The organism is Nostocoides jenkinsii Ben 74, assembly GCF_001046875.1.
Lineage (GTDB): Bacteria > Actinomycetota > Actinomycetes > Actinomycetales > Dermatophilaceae > Nostocoides_A > Nostocoides_A jenkinsii.
Window position 1 is genome coordinate 3,282,105 of record NZ_HF571038.1, and the last position, 17,607, is coordinate 3,299,711.

Here is a 17,607-nt window from a genome sequence, read left to right on the forward strand (position 1 = left end):
TCACCCACAGGACCACGGATCGCTTGAGGACATCACGCTCCATCCGCAACTCGGCGACCTCAGCGCGCAGGCGCTTCAACTCGTCGTAGTCGCCCGTGGACAAGCTCGAGGACCCGTCCCGCGCGGCGCGTGACCTGGTCACCCAGTTCCCCAGCGTGCCCTCGTTCACCCCGAGATCGCGCGCGACCTGCGCGATCGGCTTCTTGGTCTCTTCGACGATCCGGACCGCTCCCTCACGGAACTCCCGGTCGTACTTCTTTCGTGTCTCTGGCATCTCGATCCTCATTGTGGATGCCTCCACGGTCCGGGGGGAACCTCAGCACCCAGCTCGTGCGAAGTGCTGACGATCCCGGAGGCGATTCCTGCCTCGTGCGGGGCGACCTGCCCCAGAGCGGTTGCGGAGGCGACCACGAACAGTGCGCCGGTGCCTGCCGCCGCGATCACGACTCCGATCAGAGCCCATCCCACGTGTAGGGACAGGGCTGGGATCGCCATCCCTGCGGCCGCGAGACCGAGCCCGGACACCGCCAGTGTGCGCACGCCCAGGCGGGCCAGCAACCGGCCGGTCAGTTGCGCACCGGCCATCGTGGCCAGTGCGACCGGCAGGAACAACAGTCCGGCCCTCATCGGCCCGTAACCCAGTCCGTGTTGGAAGTAGAACGTGCCCAGGAAGAAGACCGCAACCATGAGGGCTGTTGCGACGAAGATCAGGAACGTGCCCGTGGCAACAGGCCGGCGAGCCAACAGTCGCACATCCATCAAGGGGGTCGCAGTGGTGCGCTGCCAGGCAACGAACAACGCAAACCCGATCGCGGAGGCCGCGACGAGCACGCCGGTGCGGGCAGCGAACCAGCCGGTTTCACCTGCCCCGACGAACGCGTAGATCAAGACGACCGACGACGCCGTGACCAGTACAGCGCCCAGGACATCGAGGCGACGATCGGTGAGCGACGTCAGGCCGGTCGGCAGCATCTTTGTCAGCGCCACCAGAATGACCAGGCCGATCGGAACGTTGACCCAGAACACCCATTCCCACCCGGGCCCGGCGGTCAGGATCCCACCGATGAGGACACCCAGGGCTGCTCCCCCACCCCCGAGTGCGGACCACACGCCTAGGGCACGGTTGCGCTCCTCGCCCTGAAACAGCGAAACCACCAGCGACAACGCGGCCGGCGACAGGAGTGCGGCGCCCGCTCCTTGCCCGACGCGACCCAACAGCAGCGTTTCCGCAGACGTCGAGAAACCGGCCATCAGCGAGGCTGCCGTGAACAGGGTCAACCCGATGAGCAGGACGCGACGCGCACCGAAGATGTCTGCGAGCCGACCACCCAGGAGCATGAGGCCACCGAAAGTCAGGGTGTACGCGCTCACCGTCCAGGTCAGAGCCTCCCGGCTCAGGCCCAGATCGCTCTGGATGTGCGGCAGCGCGATCGCCACCACGGTCACATCCAGAATCAGCATCAGCTGGGCCACACCCAAGAACCCCAAAATCTTCCAACGTGCAGCGTGCGCTGCCCCCACCTCGACGGGATCGGATACCTGCTGGCCAGTCATGGCACTACCTCCACTCTCGTTACTCGTACTTTGATGTACGACTTAGAACCGTATCCTAAGTCGGATATTCCCGTACGAGTTAAGATGGGTGTCATGACTTCGCCACGAGGGACCGCGCCCCCGTCGACGCGACGCCGCGCGGAGCGCGCAGATGCGCAGGAGAACCGGCTGCGGATCCTGGATGCGGCTCGCCGCCTGCTCAGTCGCGAACCGAGCGCGACCATGGAGGACATCGCGCACGAAGCGGGTGTCGGCCGAATGACCCTGTACGGGCACTACCGCACGCGCGCGATCCTGCTCACGGCTGCGCTCGAGCAAGCCCTCGTCGACGGTGAGAAGCAGCTGAGCGGTATCGACCTCGGCGGGGCCCCTCGCGAAGTCTTGACCCGGCTGCTCACCTCGAGCTGGGCGCTGGTCGCCGAGTCGGCCTCCCTGCTGACCGCGGCCGACGGGGTCGTGCCTGCCGATCAACTCAAGGCCATGCACGCCGAACCAGCACTGCGGATCACCGCCCTGCTCCGGAGAGGACAAGCCGAGGGAGCCTTCCGTCGCGACCTGTCCGACCAATGGCTGGGAAGTGCGATCCATTTCATCCTGCACGGCGCCGCCACAGAAGTACGCAACGGCAACCTCTCCCAGGACGAGGCAGCCCGCGTCGTCGTGGGCACCATCGACGCGATGGTCCGCCCCTAACGCGCCCGACCATCCTTCGAAAACTCCCACGCAGGAAGCTCGAGACATCAGCCTCGCTTGCGCCTCGCGCGGCGCCGGATCATCCAGGACGAGCCCAGCCACACGGACCACCCTGTGCGCGGCGCCAGAAGCCGTGGGATCAGCTCCGACAGGGGATAACGCGTCCCAGCCAACAGGTTCGCCTCGTTGACGGCATACCCCTAGGGGGTATACCGTTACACGCATGAGCCATCCCACTGAACGCGCCACTGCTGCGACCACGGTGAAGGATCCTGTCTGCGGGATGGACGTCGATCCCACTGTCAGCACCCACCGCTCTGAGCACGACGGCGCCACATTCCACTTCTGTTCCGCGCGCTGCAAGGCCACGTTCGACGCCGATCCTGCGTCGTACTCCTCGAGCGGCCCCGACGCTCTGGCCGACCACGACGGCGCGCACGAGCACCACGGCCACGGACCCAGCGCGGACGGCGCCGCATCGACGCCGGCGCCTGGAGAAGTCGCGGAGTGGACCTGCCCGATGCACCCGGAGATCCGACGACCCGGTCCCGGTTCATGCCCGATCTGCGGGATGGCCCTTGAGCCGGTGATGGTTACCGCGGACAGCGGGCCCAGCCCTGAGCTGGCGGACATGACCCGCCGTTTCTGGACCGGCGTGGCCCTGTCGATCCCCGTGGTCATCCTGGGCATGGGTGGCGACCTGGTCCCGGCGATCCACGACGCGATCCCGCCGCGCGTGTCCGCGTGGTTGCAACTGATCTTCGCCACCCCGGTGGTGTTGTGGGCGGGGTGGCCGTTCTTCCAGCGGGGCTGGACCTCGGTGCGCACCCTGAAGCTGAACATGTTCACCCTCATCGCCATGGGCACCGGTGTCGCGTGGCTGTTCAGCGTCGTTGCCACCCTCGCACCGGGGATCTTCCCTGAGGCGTTCCGGATGGATGGTGCGGTCGACGTCTACTTCGAAGCCGCCTCGGTCATCACCACCCTTGTCCTGCTCGGGCAGGTTCTCGAGCTGCGGGCCCGCGAGCAAACCTCCGGCGCCATCCGCGCCTTGCTCGACCTCACCCCCGACACGGCGCGCCGGATCGACCCGGATGGCACAGAGCATGAGGTGACCCTGGACCTGGTGAACGTGGGTGACCGGTTCCGGGTCCGGCCGGGCGAGAAGATCCCCGTCGACGGGCTTGTCGAGGAGGGGCGTTCCACCCTGGACGAGTCCTTGGTGACTGGTGAGTCCATGCCGGTGACCAAAACTGTTGACGACACCGTCATCGGCGGCACCATCAACCAGAGCGGCTCCCTGATCGTGCGCGCCGAAAAGGTCGGCCGCGACACCATGCTGGCCCGGATCGTGCAGATGGTCGCCGACGCGCAACGCTCCCGCGCACCGATCCAGCGGGTCGCGGACCAGGTGGCGGCGTGGTTCGTCCCCGCCGTCATCATCATCGCGATCGTCGCGTTCGCAGTGTGGGCAATAGTTGGCCCGGACCCGCGGCTGGCTCACGCGCTCGTCGTGGCCGTGTCCGTCCTGATCATCGCGTGCCCCTGTGCCCTGGGGCTGGCGACACCGATGTCGATCATGGTCGGTGTCGGGCGAGGTGCCGGGCTCGGCGTCCTCATCAAGAACGCCGAAGCGCTCGAACGGATGGAGAAGGTCAACACCCTCGTCGTGGACAAGACCGGAACGCTCACCGAGGGCAAACCGTCCGTGACGCAAATCGTCACGACCAATGGGTTCCAGGAAGACGACCTGCTTCGCCTCGTGGCCGGCGTCGAACGAGCCTCCGAACACCCCCTGGCCACAGCCATCGTCAACGCCGCCACCCAGGCCGGCCTGACCATCCCCGACGTGACCGACTTCGACGCACCCGTGGGCAAGGGCGTGATCGGAACGGTGGAACAGCGACAGGTCCGGGTCGGCAGCGCATCCTTCCTCACCGACGAAGGGCTCGACCCGAGCGCCTTGACAACCCAGGCCGACCAGCTGCGTGCCGACGGTGCCACGGTGATCTTCGCCGGCGTCGACGACCATGTCGCCGGCATCATCGCCATCGCCGACCCCGTCAAGGAGACAACACCGCAGGCCGTGAAAGAGCTGCGCGCCGAGGGCATCGAGGTCGTCATGCTCACCGGCGACAACCGCGTCACCGCCCAAGCCGTCGCCCGCCGACTCGGCATCGACCACGTCGAAGCCGAAGTCATGCCCGACCACAAGGCAGGCGTCGTCCAGCGGCTACGCAGCCAAGGACGGGTCGTGGCCATGGCAGGCGACGGGGTCAACGACGCACCCGCCCTCGCCGCCGCCGACGTGGGCCTGGCCATGGGATCAGGAACCGACGTCGCCATCGAGAGCGCCGGCATCACCCTGCTCAAGGGCGACCTGACCGGCATCGTGCGAGCACGCAAACTGTCCCAGGCGACCATGTCGAACATCCGGCAGAACCTCGTGTTCGCGTTCATGTACAACGTCGCCGGCATCCCCATCGCCGCCGGAGTCCTCTACCCCACCTTCGGACTCCTGCTCTCCCCGATGATCGCCGCAGCAGCCATGGCCCTGTCCTCGGTCAGCGTCATCGCCAATGCCCTACGGCTGCGCACCGGCCGCCTCTGAGCGGCCCCACTCGCACGAACAACGCGCGCCAGTGTGTTGCCGGCCGAGGTGCGCATCTCCGCACCTCGGCTCGGGCGACCCCCTGGACGCGGTGAGCGTCGAGGAACATCAGCGTCGACAAAAGCGTGGAGAACCAGTGATGGTCGTTGACCTCTTGGGGCGCGACCCGACGCTAGGCGCCGCGGCTTGAGGTGAGTTCCCGGCGCAACGCGTCGGTGAGGTCGCTCTGGTTGGGCACCCGCCCTGACCCGGGTACAGGCGGCAGGACAACGCGGGAGTTCGGTTTCCGTCGAAGACGTCCCGGCCATCCACGCGGAAGGTCGGCGACCCGGGAAACCAAAGGCCTGCGCCTGTTCATCGGTGCTCACAACCACGATCCTGAACTGGAGCTCACCGACGCCAAGCTCAGTGAGAGCGGTCTCCAACGCTCGCGTCGCGTGTTCCGCGTGGGGGCAGTCGGGTATCACCAGCAGTTCGATCCTCATGACTCCAGCATCGGCCACCCCTCCGCCGGTTGGGAACCGAGGCAGTGACCCGGGCCCCTGCGGCGCCGCGGGCGACCGAGCCCTCAGGTGCATTTGCGATGATCACGACCATGAGCCCGGACGTTCCCCCGATCAGCGCCACAGCAGCTCACCCCTTCTGGAACGAGCCGATGCTCCCGCCCACCTCCCCGGGAGCTGGCGGATGACTTGCAGGACCACTGGGCGTGCCCTATCGCGCGGCGCCGTTGCCCTCGCTTTCGTTGTGGCGCTCGTGGCCCTGGGAGGCTGCTCCTCGGACCCGAACTCCATCGCGGAGCAGGCCAAGAAAGGCGACCAGAAGGGATACATCGCGGGCAACGGTGCGATCGAGCAGATCCCTTCCGCCCAGAGGTTGAAGCCGATCACCCTCGAAGGCACGACCTTGGACGGCGCGCACTGGTCCAGCACGTCCGCGAGGGGCAAAGACGTGGTCGTCATCAACCTGTGGGGGTCGTGGTGCCCACCGTGCATCACCGAGATCCCCGACCTGGAGAAGGTCTGGACGGAGGTTCAGGCGGCCAAGAAGCCGGTGATGTTCATGGGGATCGACTTCCGTGAGTCCGCCGAGCGCGGGTCGGCGTTCGTGGCGACGCAGAAGATGACCTACCCCAGCCTGACCGACGAGTCGGGCGTCCTCATTCTCGCCTTCGGCCGCCAGGCCCCCACGAGCCCGCCTTCCACTCTCATCCTTGACCGTGAGGGGCGGGTCGCGGGTCGCGTCAGCGGCGTCGTGTCGGCCGCAACCTTGCGAGGCCTCATCGACGACGTGCTCGACTCCTGATCACTGTGACCGACGCAATCGCCTCCGGAGCCCTGCCGCTCGCTGTCCTCGTGGCGGCACTCGCCGGGCTGGTCTCTTTCGCGTCGCCGTGCGTCCTGCCGCTCGTGCCGGGGTTCCTGGGCTACGTGACAGGGCTGAGTGACACCGCGCTGGAGCGGCGTTCACGCGGTCGGATGTTGCTCGGGGCGGTGCTCTTCGTCCTGGGCTTCGCAGCAGTCTTCGTGGTGGGGTCGATCTTCATCGCCTCCCTGGGTCGGGCGCTGACCGAGCACCGTGTGATCCTCATGCGAGTCGGCGGCGCGGTCATCATCGTCATGGGCTTGGTCTTCCTTGGCGTGGGTGCTCGCGCTGGCTCGCAGCGCCAGTTCGCACTCAGGTGGCGACCCCGGACCGGCCTACTCGGGGCGCCCGCGGTCGGGGCCATCTTCGGGCTCGGGTGGGCGCCCTGCACCGGCCCAACCCTCGCCGCAGTCATGACCCTGTCGGCCTCGACCACGAACCCGAGCACGGGACGCGCAGCCACCCTGGCCACGGCATACGCGCTGGGTCTGGGGTTGCCGTTCATCCTCGCTGCGGCCGGGATCGAACGCTTCGGTGGCGTCTCAAGATGGGTGGGTCGACACCACCGTCCCATCCAGATCTTCGGCGGCGTCATGTTGATCCTCGTGGGGCTGCTGCTGCTGACCGGGGTATGGGAAGACCTCACCCGCTGGCTCCAGGCAGAACTCGTCTCGGGGTTCACCGTCCCGATCTGAACCACGGCCGGTCAGTTGCCCAGCGTCACCCAGTAGTCCCAGAACTGGATGACGATGAGGCCGGCGATGACCACGAGCCACACGGTCACGACGATCGGACCGTAGGACGCGATCCCGCGCAGTCGCGCGGGAACGGGGAGCCGTCCCGTTCTCACGTTGTGGGCGGTGGCGGCCGCGAACGCGGTGATGGCCGCGACCCAGACGATCATGCAATAGGGGCACAGGGCGCCGATGCGATACAAGCTCTGGAAGATGAGCCAGTGCACGAACACGACCCCGAACGTGGTCCCGGCCTGGATGCCCCACCAAAACCACCCCGGCAGGCTCACCCGGGCCATCAGCACCACACCAACGGTCAGCAGGGCCGTGAAGCCGGCGACGCCCAGGATGGGGTTGGGGAACCCGAACGCTGCTGCCTGGTCGGTGTTCATGACCGACCCGCAGGAGAGCACCGGGTTGATGCTGCACGAGGGCACGTAGGTGGGGTCGGTGAGCAGGGCGATCTTCTCGACGAGCAGCACGAACGCTGCGGCCAACCCGGTCAGGCCGGCCAGGGTCAGGGACCAGACCGTGCCTCGACCAACCGCTTCGATCTGAGCTGTTGGTTGAGCGGTCGGCCGGGCGGGTGGGGTTTCAGCCATTGAGGGCGGCGTCGATCTGGTCGCGGAAGTCCTGGACCGAGGACGGCTGCAGCTTCTTGCCGTTGAGGAAGAACGTCGGGGTGCCTTCCACGCCGAGGTCGATCCCGTCCTGCCGGTCGGCCTCCACCCGGTCCAGGGTGGCCTTGTCCGCGACGGCCTTGTCGTAGGCGGTCAGGTCCAGACCCAGCTCCTGGGCGAAGCCGCGGAACAGCGCAGCCTTGGAGTCCTGCTGCTCGCCCCATTCGGACTGGGTGTCGTACATCCGCTTGTACATCTCTTCGAACTTGCCCTGTTGGGCTGCGGCCTCGACAGCGACGGCGGAGTTGATCGCGTTGGTGTGGCTGGGGATCGGGAAGTAGCGCACGACGAAGTCGACCTTGCCCGCATACGTGGTACGCAGCTCTTCCACGACGGGGTATGCCGCCCGGCAGGATTCGCATTCGAAGTCCAGGAACTCGACCAGCACGACCTTGCCCGTGCCGGCGGCACCGAGCCGGTGGCTGTTCTCACGGACGAGTTTGCCCGTCCCGGTCCCTGCCCCGGTGGTGGCGGCGTCGGTGGGGTCGGCCGTCTTCGGGCGCAGGGCCAGGGCGGTCGCCACGAACGCCACGAAGAGGGCGACGACGATGGCAGAGACGATGGCGTTGCGTTTCACGGGGGTCACAGGGGTCAACTCCAGGGCAGGGTAAGGGACAGGGCAGGGCTTGGTGGGGCGAACGGTCAGTGGCGCGGTCAGGTTCCGCGATCGACCTTGGTGGACGCGTCGTGGTCGAGTTCGGTGGCGCTGGGGGTGCAGCAGTCGTCCTCGGCGCAGTGCGTGGTCACGGCCGGCACGTCCGTCACTGCCCGTGGCGTGGTGAGTGCTGCCGGGGTGCAGCAGTCGTCGCCCTGCCAGTTCTCCCAGCCCTCGCGAGCCGCGACCGCGGCGATGATCAGCGCGGCCACCGGGTCGGCCCAGAACCAGCCGAGGGTGGCGTTGAGGACGAGCCCGACCAGCAGGACCGCGGATAGGTAGGTGCAAAGCAGGGTTTGGGTGCCATCCCCCTCAACGGCAGCCGAACCCAGTTCTCGACCGGTGCGGCGCTGCCACAGGCTCAGGAACGCCATGACCGCCAGGGACGCCAGGGCCAGGCCGATGCCGACGGGGCTGCTCTCTGGTTGGGCTCCGCTGATCAGGGCGTGCCCCGCCTCAACGGCGAGGTAGGCAGCGAGGGTGAAGAACGAGACGGCTATGAGGCGCTGCGAGGTGCGTTCCCTGCTCTCTGGCATGGGGTGGCGGAACTGCCACAGGATCACCAGCCCGGAGGACACCTCGACCAGTGAATCCAGGCCGAACCCGACCAGGGCGGAGGAGCCGGCGATGTTTCCGGCCGTGATCGCGATGACGGCTTCGATGGTGTTGTAGGCGACGGAGGCCCCGGCCAACAGTTGGGCGCGGCGCATCAACGTCGCGCGTCGCTCGTTGGTGCCCACAGTGGTCCACGTGCTCACCAGGTCACCTCCTTGCAACCGGTATGGGTGTCGGGTTCGACCTGCAGGGTGGCGTGCTCGACCCCGAACTTCGTGCGCATGACCAAGCGGGCGTTGTCCAGGACGGCGTGCGGGTCCGCGTCCTGGTCGGTCATCAGGTGCGCGGTGGCCACGTTCATCCCAGAGGTCAGGGTCCACACGTGCAGGTCGTGAACGTCGCTCACTCCCGGGACCCCTGCCAGAGCCTGCTCAACCTCGTCCGGCGCCATCTCAGCAGGGGCGTGTTGACCCAGGACGGTGAGGACTTCACGTCCAAGCATGACGGCGCGGACAGCGACGAAGACGGCGATGGCCAGCGCGATGCCGGTGTCCCACCACGCGTTCCCGGTCGCGCTCACCATGACGCCGGCGATGATGACACCGACCGACCCGACCGTGTCCGCGACGACCTCGAGGTAGGCGCCTTTGACGTTCAGGCTGTCACTGGCCCCACCACGCAGCAGGAGCAACGCGATGACATTGACCACCAGTCCGACGGCGCCCACGATCAGCATCGGCCCGGACGAGATCTCAGCGGTTTCGCCGATGCGCCCGATGGCCTCCACCGCGATGTAGACCGAGACCCCAAGCATCAACAACACCGCCAGCCCCGACGCGAAGACCTCGGCCCGGTACGAGCCGAACGTCCTACGCCCGGTGTTGTCGGGGCGAGTGGCGATCCGCGTGGCGACCAACGCCGCACCCAGGGCGACGACGTCGGCGGCCATGTGGCCCGCGTCGGAAAGCAACGCCAGAGAGCCCGACATCAGGCCTGCGACGAGTTCAACGACGAAGTACCCGGCGACGAGGATGAACGCCAACCGCAGGCGCCACCGGTGCGCGCCGCCCGCGTGGCCGTGCCCGCCACTCATCGGGTCACCTGGGTGGACGGACCGACAGCAGTCACCGGCCCTTCGGAGGCGCCGCCAGCGTCGTGGGCCAAGTGCTCTCGGGTCAGGTCCAGAAGCATCCGCACGTGCGAGTCCGCGAGCCGGTAGAACACCAACCGCCCCTGCCTGCGCCCGGTGACCACCCCCGAGGCACGCAGCATCCGCAACGACTGCGACACCGTCGCCTCCTGAGTCCCGGTCGAGGCCGCAAGATCGCACACACACAACTCTCCGGCTTCGAGCAGGGCGAACAACAGTCGGGAACGGGTCAAGTCCCCAAGCAGCTTGAACATGCTTGCCGCCCGGGCCAGATCATCGACCGGCAACGTCGCATCGAGCACCAGCTGAACCTTTTCAGGGTGGACACAGTGAACCGAGCAACCATCCAAGCCAACAATTATGTCATCTGAGCGCATGATCAGATATTAGGGGTGTTGGCAACCGAGATCCAACTATGAGCACGCATGAGGGCTTGGACGTACCGGCCTGCCGTCTGTCCCAACGGTGGATCCGAACACGCGAGAGACCCGTCCAACGCAAGGGTCAACCGGTTGTGCTGACAACTTGAGCCGACAAGCGCGCCACTCTGGTGGTGATTGCCTCGAGGGCGTCGTCGAAGGCTCGGTCGCTGCCTGCAGGCACGGGGTCGGGGATGGACCAGTGTGCCCAGTCGCGGCCGTCGAGGTCCTCGTGGGCACGGTCGCACACGGTGACGATGAGATCGTTGGTGAGGTCCGTTGGGCCCAGCGCGCGGGGGGTGATCGCCGGAAGGTCGAGGTCGTGACGCTGTGCTGTGGCGATCGCGCCGTGGTGGGTGCTTTCGCCCGGGTGGGTGCCCGCCGACGTCGCCGGGATGTCGCTGACACGTCGCCACGCAGCGGTGGCCAAGTGGGAGCGGGCCGTGTTCGCGGTGCACACGAAGACGATGCGGGAGGCGCTCACCTGGGTCTGCCCCGCACCAAGGTCTCGCAGGAGCCACTCGTTGTGGCCGTTGAGGGAGAGGTAGGAGCGGCGCGCATCACCTTCGGAGCGGCGACGGGTGAGCAGGCCGGCGGAGTCGAGGACCTTGAGGTGGTGCGCGAGCAGGTTGGATGGGATCGCGAGGGCGGTCCCCAGCTCGGTCGCGGACCGGTCAACCTCACCCCCGACGAGGTCCGCGCCATGCTGGCCTCGACCGATGAGGACATCACCATCGGCTTCGACCGCGTCCCTGCCGCAACGTTCGACCCCGCCACCGGCACCGCAACCTTGGCCGATCAGGCAACCCTCGGCTGGTTGCGCGCCACCTGCTCGTAAACCCCACCGGCAGGGGCGAGAACCGGACTACTCGGACGACAAGTCGGTCATCACCTGGGGGTGCTGGGCCGACAGTTCGCCGCGCAGCTCGTAACGCCAGCCCAAGGCGGTGGCGGTCGCCTGGGCAAGGACGAACACCGCGTGCGCCTCCGCGGAGTCCAGACGGGCACGCCGTGTGACGTCGAGGAGGGTGACGACACCGTCGACCGTGACATAGAGCGCGTCCGGGACGTGGGTGCGCACCCCCGACGCGAAGGGCCACTCCAGTCGCAGCGGCTGGGTGGTCATTTGGGTGATCGGACGCGTCAACAGCAGGTCACGGTAAGTCTCCTGCTCGTTGCGGGACTCGAACCAACCAGCGTGGGCTTCCCGGTCCACCGACGGCAACGCCATCCGGCCGATGTAGTTCCGCATCCCGTGGTAGGACACCGGGCGACGCACCTCGGCCAGCACATCCGGTGTCAACGTCGCGGCGCCTGGAACATCGCACGCCTTCTGCCGGTCACGACCCGAGACCGGGTCCACCTCCCGGATGGTCACCGACGAGGTGAGCGCGACCTCGCGAGCCAGGGCGGCATCCTGTGCCGCCGAAACGACCTCTTCCCACGGGGCTCGCGGCCCACGAAGAGATTCGAGGAAGTCCACTCGGGTTCCGCGACGATGCGACACGCTCGCGCGCGTGACCGTCACAGCGGCACCCGGACCTTCGACACAGCGTTGACACGACTGTGGGCTGTCCCCAAGAATGGCAAGGCAAAGCCTCCTTGCTTGATCTGACAGGTTTCGACGCGCGACCACGAATCGCGCGGTACACCACACACGCGCCGGGTTCCCGCCCGGCCTTGTGTGTGTCTGGGGTGTTTGAGGCTCCCAGCGCCGCCCCGTTGGCGCTACGTACTCCCTGTCACCAGACCGCCTCTCACGCGTCGCGGACCAACCACAACGCCATCACCGGGTGCGATGCGCCCCCTTGGCGCACCTCGCCATCAAACGTACCCGTGCGCGCAAGGGCGACGCAGAGATTGCATGCGGCCACTGCTCATGGTGTCGCGGGATCCGGGTTTCGCGGGTGACCTGCGATGGCACGGTCACGCTGGGCCGTTATGCCGTCGCTCGTACAGGCGCATCGCCTCGAGCAGGACAAGACCGCTGGTCCCGACGGCGAGGCTGATCCCGTCATCCGAGGCCACGAAGTGCGCTACCCCGCCACCGTCGATGCGCGCGACAAAGGTTCGATCCGATCCGAACATGCTGGCCCACACCTTGGTGTGCTGGTACCCGGACAGGCGGCGCCACTCGGCCACCACAATGCGCGCATAGTCCGTGCCGTGTCGAGACACCAGCCAGTCCAGCTTCGGGACCTCGTCCGTCAGGTTGACCTTCCTCCCCAGTTCCGCGTACTCCACACCGAGCGCCTCGGCGTCACGCCGGTAGCTGGCACCCGCTGTCGCCCGCCGCTCAGCTGCCTGCTCGCGATACTCCCGTCCATCGGACAACTTGCCGAGCTCTTCCAAGAAGGCGAGCTCCGCCTTGTGATCGAGAACTTCGTAGTGCAGCCCTCGGCGACGGCGGTCATGACTCCTTCGAGGGTCAAGCAGCCAGATCGCCCACAACGAGTTCTCCAGGACCGGTCGGAGCAAGTTGAAGGGGGCATTCGGGCCGAAGCCGATCGCCCGGACCAAACCCAAGAACGCCAGGTGGTTTTCGTGAGCGATCGTCAGCAGCCGATGCGCCGCGATGTACGGACGATGACCCGCGGGCTGGACCCGATCAACCTGCCGCGCGGCCAAGCTCGTCGAGGCTGCCCCAGAGTCGTCGAGCCCCTGCATGCGGCTATAGGCGTCGGCAATGGACGGCCACAGCTCGTCCGCGCCCTTCCAATCCACGGTCGCAGGCTCAGTCATGAACGCACAGTAGAGGCAGCCCCTCGAAGCCCTGTTCCCGCCGGTGGATCTCATGTCGATGGGATCAGAATCCTCACCCAGAAGACTCAGTTTCTTCGATCAGTGCCTCAAACAGTTCGCCATGATCAGATTCCAGTCCCAGATCCCGTAGAAAGCTCAGAATCCAGCACCTCCGGACATGTCAGCGGCGCACGACTCTGAGACAGGCGCCTGCCTGGGCGGTCGATAATGAGACTGCTTCAGCGGGGGATTCTGAGACGGCCATCACGAGGTCAGCCTGCGCAGCTCGACGTCGACGTCTCCGCAGCTGCGCGGGGCACGGTCCTTACCGGACATGCCGATGAGCGGGCGTGGTGGCTCGGCTGAACCGAGCAGAGTGAGATGCTCGGAGAGTCCTACCGAGAGGGTCGCCCGTGCGATTTAGAGTTTCCGCTCCTACCTCGCGAGTCCTTGGAACATGGCGAGCTCCGTGGTGGCAGCGCATTATCTTTCCCGCAGTCGGTGCGGCTCTGGCGCTTGGGTCGCTCTGGCCGTACGCGGGCGAGCGCTATGAGCCTTTGTGGTGGGGTCTGCCGCTTGGAGCGCTATTCGTCACCTATCCATTGAGGCCACGACTGAGGCTTCACGAGGACGCTCGCCACGTGCGCGGGGTCGTCTTCAGCCGGGTCATACCCATCGCGGACGTGGCTGCCGTCCAGGGCGGATACGGCGGCCTGGGCATCTGGTGGGGCGATGGCCGCTTTACGGAGGCGAGCACGATCGGGGAGCAGAACAACGTCGAATGGCTCCCTGGCGGTGACAGCCGTCGCTACTCCATGCGTGACCTCATCTTCGAGACTCGCGACGCGTACCTGCTGGAGCATGGCCTCGAGGCGCGGCCGGATCCGCACCATGAACTGGAGGGGCAGCGCCGGGAGTTCCAAGAACGTGGATGGGTCGAGCACAACCCACCGCTACTGCCCAAGACTGACCGCGACGACAAGAGGCCATGACGCCCGCTCATGCCGCAGATCGCGCCGATTCTCGGCGTCCCGTCCGAGGTACCAGCCGGCTCGGTGGTGGCGTGGCTCAGGCGACGGCGACCGCTGTTCGCTGGGCTGCGCGGCGGGCACTGAGCCGGGCGCCGAGTACTACCAGGCCGGAACCGACCGCGATGATCACCATGTTGACCAGGCCGTACCCCCAGAGCTCGCTGTTGCTATATTCGACTGGGAAAGAAGTCGGCGAAGGGCCGAAGGCGACCGGCGGGTTGTCGGCCATCCAGTCCAACAGGACGCCGACGCTCTGGTAAGAGAACACGATCGCGTCGAGCGCCAAGTAGGTGACGATGGCGATGCCTCGGTTCTTGAAGAAATAGCCGATAGGGAGCGCGAAGAGGACGGTGAAGATGACGTTCATCAGATACTCCTGAGGTCGTGGCTGCTGATGCCACCCAGCGTCGCCGTCGCCCGCAGCAGGCCACATCAGGGAAAACGCCGCACCTGCCTTTGGTGGTGGCACTGAGGATGCGAACTGCCGATCGCTGGCACGATGCCGGTATGCGGCCCCGGACGGTGCGATTGCTGACCGGACTCGCGACGCTCGCGGTCCTCGCCAGCGCCGCGTACGTCGCTGCGCTCGGGGACTGGGCGACGGCCAGCGTATGCGCGGCCTGTACCTTCGCTGTCGCCGTCGGATGGGTGATCGTGCGACACGACCCGACCTCCCCGGTGGGTCCGGCACTCGCATGGACGACGGCGCCGATCGCCCTGGTCACCGCGCACGTGGGGCCGCTTGCCGAGCTGCCGTGGTCGAGCGGAGCGTGGCCTCTGAACCTGGCCGGCCTGCTGGTGCTGATGCTCGTGTTTCCGGACGGCGCGTCGAATGGGACGCTCTGGCGAACTGTGCCATGGGTGTTCGGCAGCGCGACCCTGGGCATGCTCGCCGTTCAGTGGGGCGCCCGTCAGGTCGATGGGGAGGTCGTTGGCGGACCGGACGCGGTATGGGTGCCCTGGGTGGCGGTGGCGTCGCTCATTGCGATCGGGTTCTCCATGGTCCTGGCCGCGGTGTCCCTGGTGGTGCGCTATTGGCGGGGCACCCGCCGGACCCGGCAGCAGATCCGGTGGCTGCTGCTGGCGGGGATCGTGGTGGTCGCGCTCCTCGCCGGGGGGTGGGTCGCTGAGGTGCTCGGGGCGTCTCTCAACGCGGCGTACACCCCGTTCCTGGTGGCGATCGTGGTGCTGGTTCCGATCGCTGTCGGCCTGGCGATTGTTCGATACGACCTCTTCGACGTGGACCGCCTCCTGACCGGTGCAACCGCATGGCTGGTGACTGTGGTGGTCTCGGCCGCCGTCTTCGGGGCCGCGGTGTACGGCCTGAGCCAGGCGGTCTCGGCCGGCACTGGACTGACGAGCAGTGTCGCCGCATTCATCACAGCGCTCACGCTGCTGCCCGTGCAGCGGCACGTCGCCCAATGCGTGGGGCGAGTCGTTGACCGTGACCGGCACGTGGCAGTGGCTGAGGTCGAGAGGTTCGCCGCCGACGTCCGCGCCGGGCGGCGTCAACCTGAGGAGGTCGAGGCGGTGCTGCGCAAGGTCCAGGACGACCCGGACCTCGTCGTGTACCTTGCACGACCCGACGGCAACTGGACCCGGCTCGACGGCGCACCGGTCGCCGAACCGCCGGACGGCATCGGGATCGAGGCCGGGGGCGACGTGATTGCGAGGGTGTCGCTGGGCTGGGACTCAGCCCGCGCACGACGCCGGATCGACGACGTCGCCAAGGCTGCCTGGGTTCCTCTCGAGGTGACCCGTCTGCGGCTGGTCCTGCGCGAGGCGCTCACCGAGACCGAGGCCAGCCGACACCGGCTCGTCGATGCCTCAGCGGCCGAGCGCCGCAGGCTCGAGCGGGACCTGCACGACGGCGCCCAGCAGCGCATCGTGGCCACCGGGATGCGGCTCCGGCTCCTCCAGCAACACCTGCCCACCGATCAGGCCGCCGAGGTCGATGCGGCCGTTGCAGAGCTCCAAGGCACTGTCGACGAGCTGCGCCGGATCGCCCAGGGCGTCCGTCCGGTCCTGCTCGACGACGGACTAGCCGCCGCGCTCGCGGCGGTGAAGTCGTCCTCTCCGATCCCGTTCGTCCTGACCGTTGGCGACCTGCCCCTGGTCAGCGAGGCCCGAGCGCTCACGGCGTATCTCGTCGTCACCGAAGCGGTCGCGAACGTGCTCAAGCACGCAGGCGCCTCGCGCATCAGCGTCACCGTCGCCGCACGCCAGGACTGGCTGGCGGTCGAGGTCGTGGACAACGGCGTCGGCGGTGTGGCCGCGAACGCCCCTCTTACGGCTCTGCGGGACCGCATCGTCTCGGTCGGCGGCACGCTGGGCATCAGGGCCACGCCGGGCGGCGGTACCACGATTCAGGCGCTGATCTGAGTGCGCGTCGTGGTGGCAGACGACTCGGTGCTGTTCCGAGAGGGGCTCGTGCGCCTGCTCGTCGAGAAGGGCCACGAGGTGCTCGACGCCGTCGGCGACGCCACCGCGCTGCAGGAGGCGGTCGAACGGAACCAGCCAGATCTGGCCGTCATCGACGTGCGGATGCCGCCCGCGATGGAGTCTGACGGCGCCAAGTCGGCCGCCGCACTCCGCGCGCGCCACCCCGGACTCGGGCTCCTGCTCCTCAGCTCGCACATCGAGCTGCACCACGTACTGCCGCTCGTTGGGACACCCGGCTTCGGCTACCTGCTCAAAGACCGCGTGCTCAACCTGGCCGACTTCACAGCCGCCGCAGAGCGCGTTGCGACCGGGGGCAGTGCGCTGGACCCGGCGGTGGTGCAGGCCCTCGTGCTCACCCGGGCAGGGTCGGCCCTTGATGACCTGACCGAGCGTGAGCTCGACGTCCTCGGCCAGGTCGCCGAGGGCCTGTCGAACACAGCCATCGCCCAGAAGCTCGTCGTCTCCGAGCGGACCGTCGAGGCTCACATCCGCTCCGTGTTCACCAAGCTCGGTCTCTCCGACGAAGGGACCAACCGCCGCGTCCTGGCCGTGCTGCGCTACCTCGAGGCGCACTGACCCAACGACCGGCGCGGGAAGGACCCATCGACCATCCGGGCGGTCCTTGACCCCCGAACCGGCGCGCGATCCAGTCCCGTGAAAGGAGCCGGGGCTCCAAGTCGACGGACGTGGCGGGTTCTGCACCGACAAAGGTGACAAGGAGCAGAGTGCGGACGACAAGCCCAACTCATGGAGCTTCGCCGCGCTCGACAGTTAGCGATCCGGCGCCCTCATCTGCCGCGGAGAGGTAAGGCGCTCCTGCCGCTGATCGGTCCAGGGGGGAGTCAACCAGGAACCTGAAGCCGGCCTCGCCGAGTCGAGGCTGGGGGAAGGGTTCGTCCCAAAATCCGCCGCTGAAGTGGCCGATCTGTCCCACCTGTCCCGAACTCGCGAGTATTTCCCAGAATCGCTCCCCGCC

Annotated in this window: 19 protein-coding genes; 8 read left to right on the top strand and 11 right to left on the bottom strand. The window is 67.4% G+C overall.

The window, feature by feature from the left end:
• Both BN13_RS15695 and BN13_RS15700 read right to left on the bottom strand, forming a co-directional pair.
• Nucleotides 1-274 (bottom strand): transposase (locus BN13_RS15695; protein WP_048549300.1); only part of this gene is annotated, 274 nt, incomplete at its 3' end.
• A gap of 8 nt (nt 275-282) precedes the next feature.
• Nucleotides 283-1,554: an MFS transporter gene (locus BN13_RS15700; protein WP_084733814.1), complete on the bottom strand. Its 1,272-nt coding sequence runs from the start codon at nt 1,552-1,554 to the stop codon at nt 283-285.
• Between the two features lie 93 nt (nt 1,555-1,647).
• Between BN13_RS15700 and BN13_RS15705 the strand changes: the two genes are divergently transcribed.
• From BN13_RS15705 to BN13_RS15720, 4 genes are all read left to right on the top strand, one after another.
• On the top strand, nt 1,648-2,247 hold the full coding sequence (locus BN13_RS15705; protein WP_010850108.1) for a TetR/AcrR family transcriptional regulator: 600 nt from the start codon (nt 1,648-1,650) through the stop codon (nt 2,245-2,247).
• Nucleotides 2,248-2,470: 223 nt separating this feature from the next.
• Nucleotides 2,471-4,858: a heavy metal translocating P-type ATPase gene (locus BN13_RS15710; RefSeq protein WP_048548139.1), complete on the top strand. Its 2,388-nt coding sequence runs from the start codon at nt 2,471-2,473 to the stop codon at nt 4,856-4,858.
• Between the two features lie 747 nt (nt 4,859-5,605).
• A complete protein-coding gene (locus BN13_RS15715) occupies nt 5,606-6,163 on the top strand; it encodes a TlpA family protein disulfide reductase (RefSeq protein WP_233354265.1) in 558 nt (185 codons plus the stop codon).
• 5 nt (nt 6,164-6,168) lie between these two features.
• Nucleotides 6,169-6,918, top strand: coding sequence for a cytochrome c biogenesis CcdA family protein (locus tag BN13_RS15720; RefSeq protein ID WP_048548140.1), 750 nt, complete (start codon nt 6,169-6,171; stop codon nt 6,916-6,918).
• Between the two features lie 11 nt (nt 6,919-6,929).
• On the opposite strand, the gene BN13_RS15725 is transcribed toward BN13_RS15720, so the two are convergent.
• From BN13_RS15725 to BN13_RS20475, 6 genes are all read right to left on the bottom strand, one after another.
• Nucleotides 6,930-7,559, bottom strand: a complete 630-nt coding sequence (locus BN13_RS15725; protein ID WP_010850103.1) for a vitamin K epoxide reductase family protein — start codon at nt 7,557-7,559, stop codon at nt 6,930-6,932.
• Nucleotides 7,552-8,223, bottom strand: coding sequence for a DsbA family protein (locus BN13_RS15730; RefSeq protein WP_010850102.1), 672 nt, complete (start codon nt 8,221-8,223; stop codon nt 7,552-7,554). The genes BN13_RS15725 and BN13_RS15730 overlap by 8 nt, the downstream gene beginning before the upstream one ends.
• Before the next feature lie 68 nt (nt 8,224-8,291).
• Nucleotides 8,292-9,050 carry a cation diffusion facilitator family transporter gene (locus BN13_RS15735; RefSeq protein ID WP_157038633.1) on the bottom strand — a complete coding sequence of 253 codons (759 nt, stop codon included), beginning with the start codon at nt 9,048-9,050 and terminating at the stop codon, nt 8,292-8,294.
• The gene (locus BN13_RS15740) at nt 9,047-9,940 is read right to left on the bottom strand and encodes a cation diffusion facilitator family transporter (RefSeq protein ID WP_010850100.1); all 894 of its coding nucleotides are present in this window, start codon (nt 9,938-9,940) and stop codon (nt 9,047-9,049) included. Before BN13_RS15740 ends, BN13_RS15735 begins: the two co-directional genes overlap by 4 nt.
• On the bottom strand, nt 9,937-10,299 hold the full coding sequence (locus BN13_RS15745) for an ArsR/SmtB family transcription factor (RefSeq protein WP_010850099.1): 363 nt from the start codon (nt 10,297-10,299) through the stop codon (nt 9,937-9,939). The genes BN13_RS15740 and BN13_RS15745 overlap by 4 nt, the downstream gene beginning before the upstream one ends.
• A gap of 202 nt (nt 10,300-10,501) precedes the next feature.
• Nucleotides 10,502-10,900 carry an arsenate-mycothiol transferase ArsC gene (locus tag BN13_RS20475; RefSeq protein ID WP_235434082.1) on the bottom strand — a complete coding sequence of 133 codons (399 nt, stop codon included), beginning with the start codon at nt 10,898-10,900 and terminating at the stop codon, nt 10,502-10,504.
• A 42-nt stretch (nt 10,901-10,942) separates the two neighbouring features.
• Between BN13_RS20475 and BN13_RS20480 the strand changes: the two genes are divergently transcribed.
• On the top strand, nt 10,943-11,254 hold the full coding sequence (locus BN13_RS20480; protein ID WP_235434083.1) for a hypothetical protein: 312 nt from the start codon (nt 10,943-10,945) through the stop codon (nt 11,252-11,254).
• A gap of 27 nt (nt 11,255-11,281) precedes the next feature.
• Here the strand turns inward: BN13_RS20480 and BN13_RS15755 are convergent, their stop codons facing one another.
• A complete protein-coding gene (locus BN13_RS15755; RefSeq protein WP_235434084.1) occupies nt 11,282-11,923 on the bottom strand; it encodes a hypothetical protein in 642 nt (213 codons plus the stop codon).
• A gap of 419 nt (nt 11,924-12,342) precedes the next feature.
• Complete coding sequence (locus tag BN13_RS15760) at nt 12,343-13,158, bottom strand: hypothetical protein (RefSeq protein WP_010850093.1); 816 nt, start codon at nt 13,156-13,158, stop codon at nt 12,343-12,345.
• Between the two features lie 641 nt (nt 13,159-13,799).
• On the opposite strand from BN13_RS15760, the gene BN13_RS15765 reads away from it, so the two are divergent.
• Nucleotides 13,800-14,150 (top strand): hypothetical protein, encoded by a 351-nt coding sequence (locus tag BN13_RS15765; RefSeq protein ID WP_048548144.1) that lies wholly within the window; start codon nt 13,800-13,802, stop codon nt 14,148-14,150.
• Between the two features lie 76 nt (nt 14,151-14,226).
• On the opposite strand, the gene BN13_RS15770 is transcribed toward BN13_RS15765, so the two are convergent.
• The gene (locus tag BN13_RS15770) at nt 14,227-14,556 is read right to left on the bottom strand and encodes a hypothetical protein (RefSeq protein WP_048548145.1); all 330 of its coding nucleotides are present in this window, start codon (nt 14,554-14,556) and stop codon (nt 14,227-14,229) included.
• 140 nt (nt 14,557-14,696) lie between these two features.
• Here BN13_RS15770 and BN13_RS15775 point away from each other — a divergent pair, with 140 nt between their 5' ends.
• Nucleotides 14,697-16,571 (top strand): sensor histidine kinase, encoded by a 1,875-nt coding sequence (locus BN13_RS15775; RefSeq protein ID WP_048548146.1) that lies wholly within the window; start codon nt 14,697-14,699, stop codon nt 16,569-16,571.
• 9 nt (nt 16,572-16,580) lie between these two features.
• Nucleotides 16,581-17,207: a response regulator transcription factor gene (locus BN13_RS15780; protein ID WP_010851152.1), complete on the top strand. Its 627-nt coding sequence runs from the start codon at nt 16,581-16,583 to the stop codon at nt 17,205-17,207.
• Nucleotides 17,208-17,607: the final 400 nt, after the last annotated feature.

Coding starts and splice junctions, on each gene's coding strand:
- BN13_RS15725 (WP_010850103.1), bottom strand. CDS start 7,559: ATGGCTGAAACCCCACCCGCCCGGCCGACCGCTCAACCAACAGCTCAG.
- BN13_RS15760 (WP_010850093.1), bottom strand. CDS start 13,158: ATGACTGAGCCTGCGACCGTGGATTGGAAGGGCGCGGACGAGCTGTGG.
- BN13_RS15700 (WP_084733814.1), bottom strand. CDS start 1,554: ATGACTGGCCAGCAGGTATCCGATCCCGTCGAGGTGGGGGCAGCGCAC.
- BN13_RS15775 (WP_048548146.1), top strand. CDS start 14,697: ATGCGGCCCCGGACGGTGCGATTGCTGACCGGACTCGCGACGCTCGCG.
- BN13_RS15770 (WP_048548145.1), bottom strand. CDS start 14,556: ATGAACGTCATCTTCACCGTCCTCTTCGCGCTCCCTATCGGCTATTTC.
- BN13_RS15740 (WP_010850100.1), bottom strand. CDS start 9,940: ATGAGTGGCGGGCACGGCCACGCGGGCGGCGCGCACCGGTGGCGCCTG.
- BN13_RS15705 (WP_010850108.1), top strand. CDS start 1,648: ATGACTTCGCCACGAGGGACCGCGCCCCCGTCGACGCGACGCCGCGCG.
- BN13_RS15710 (WP_048548139.1), top strand. CDS start 2,471: ATGAGCCATCCCACTGAACGCGCCACTGCTGCGACCACGGTGAAGGAT.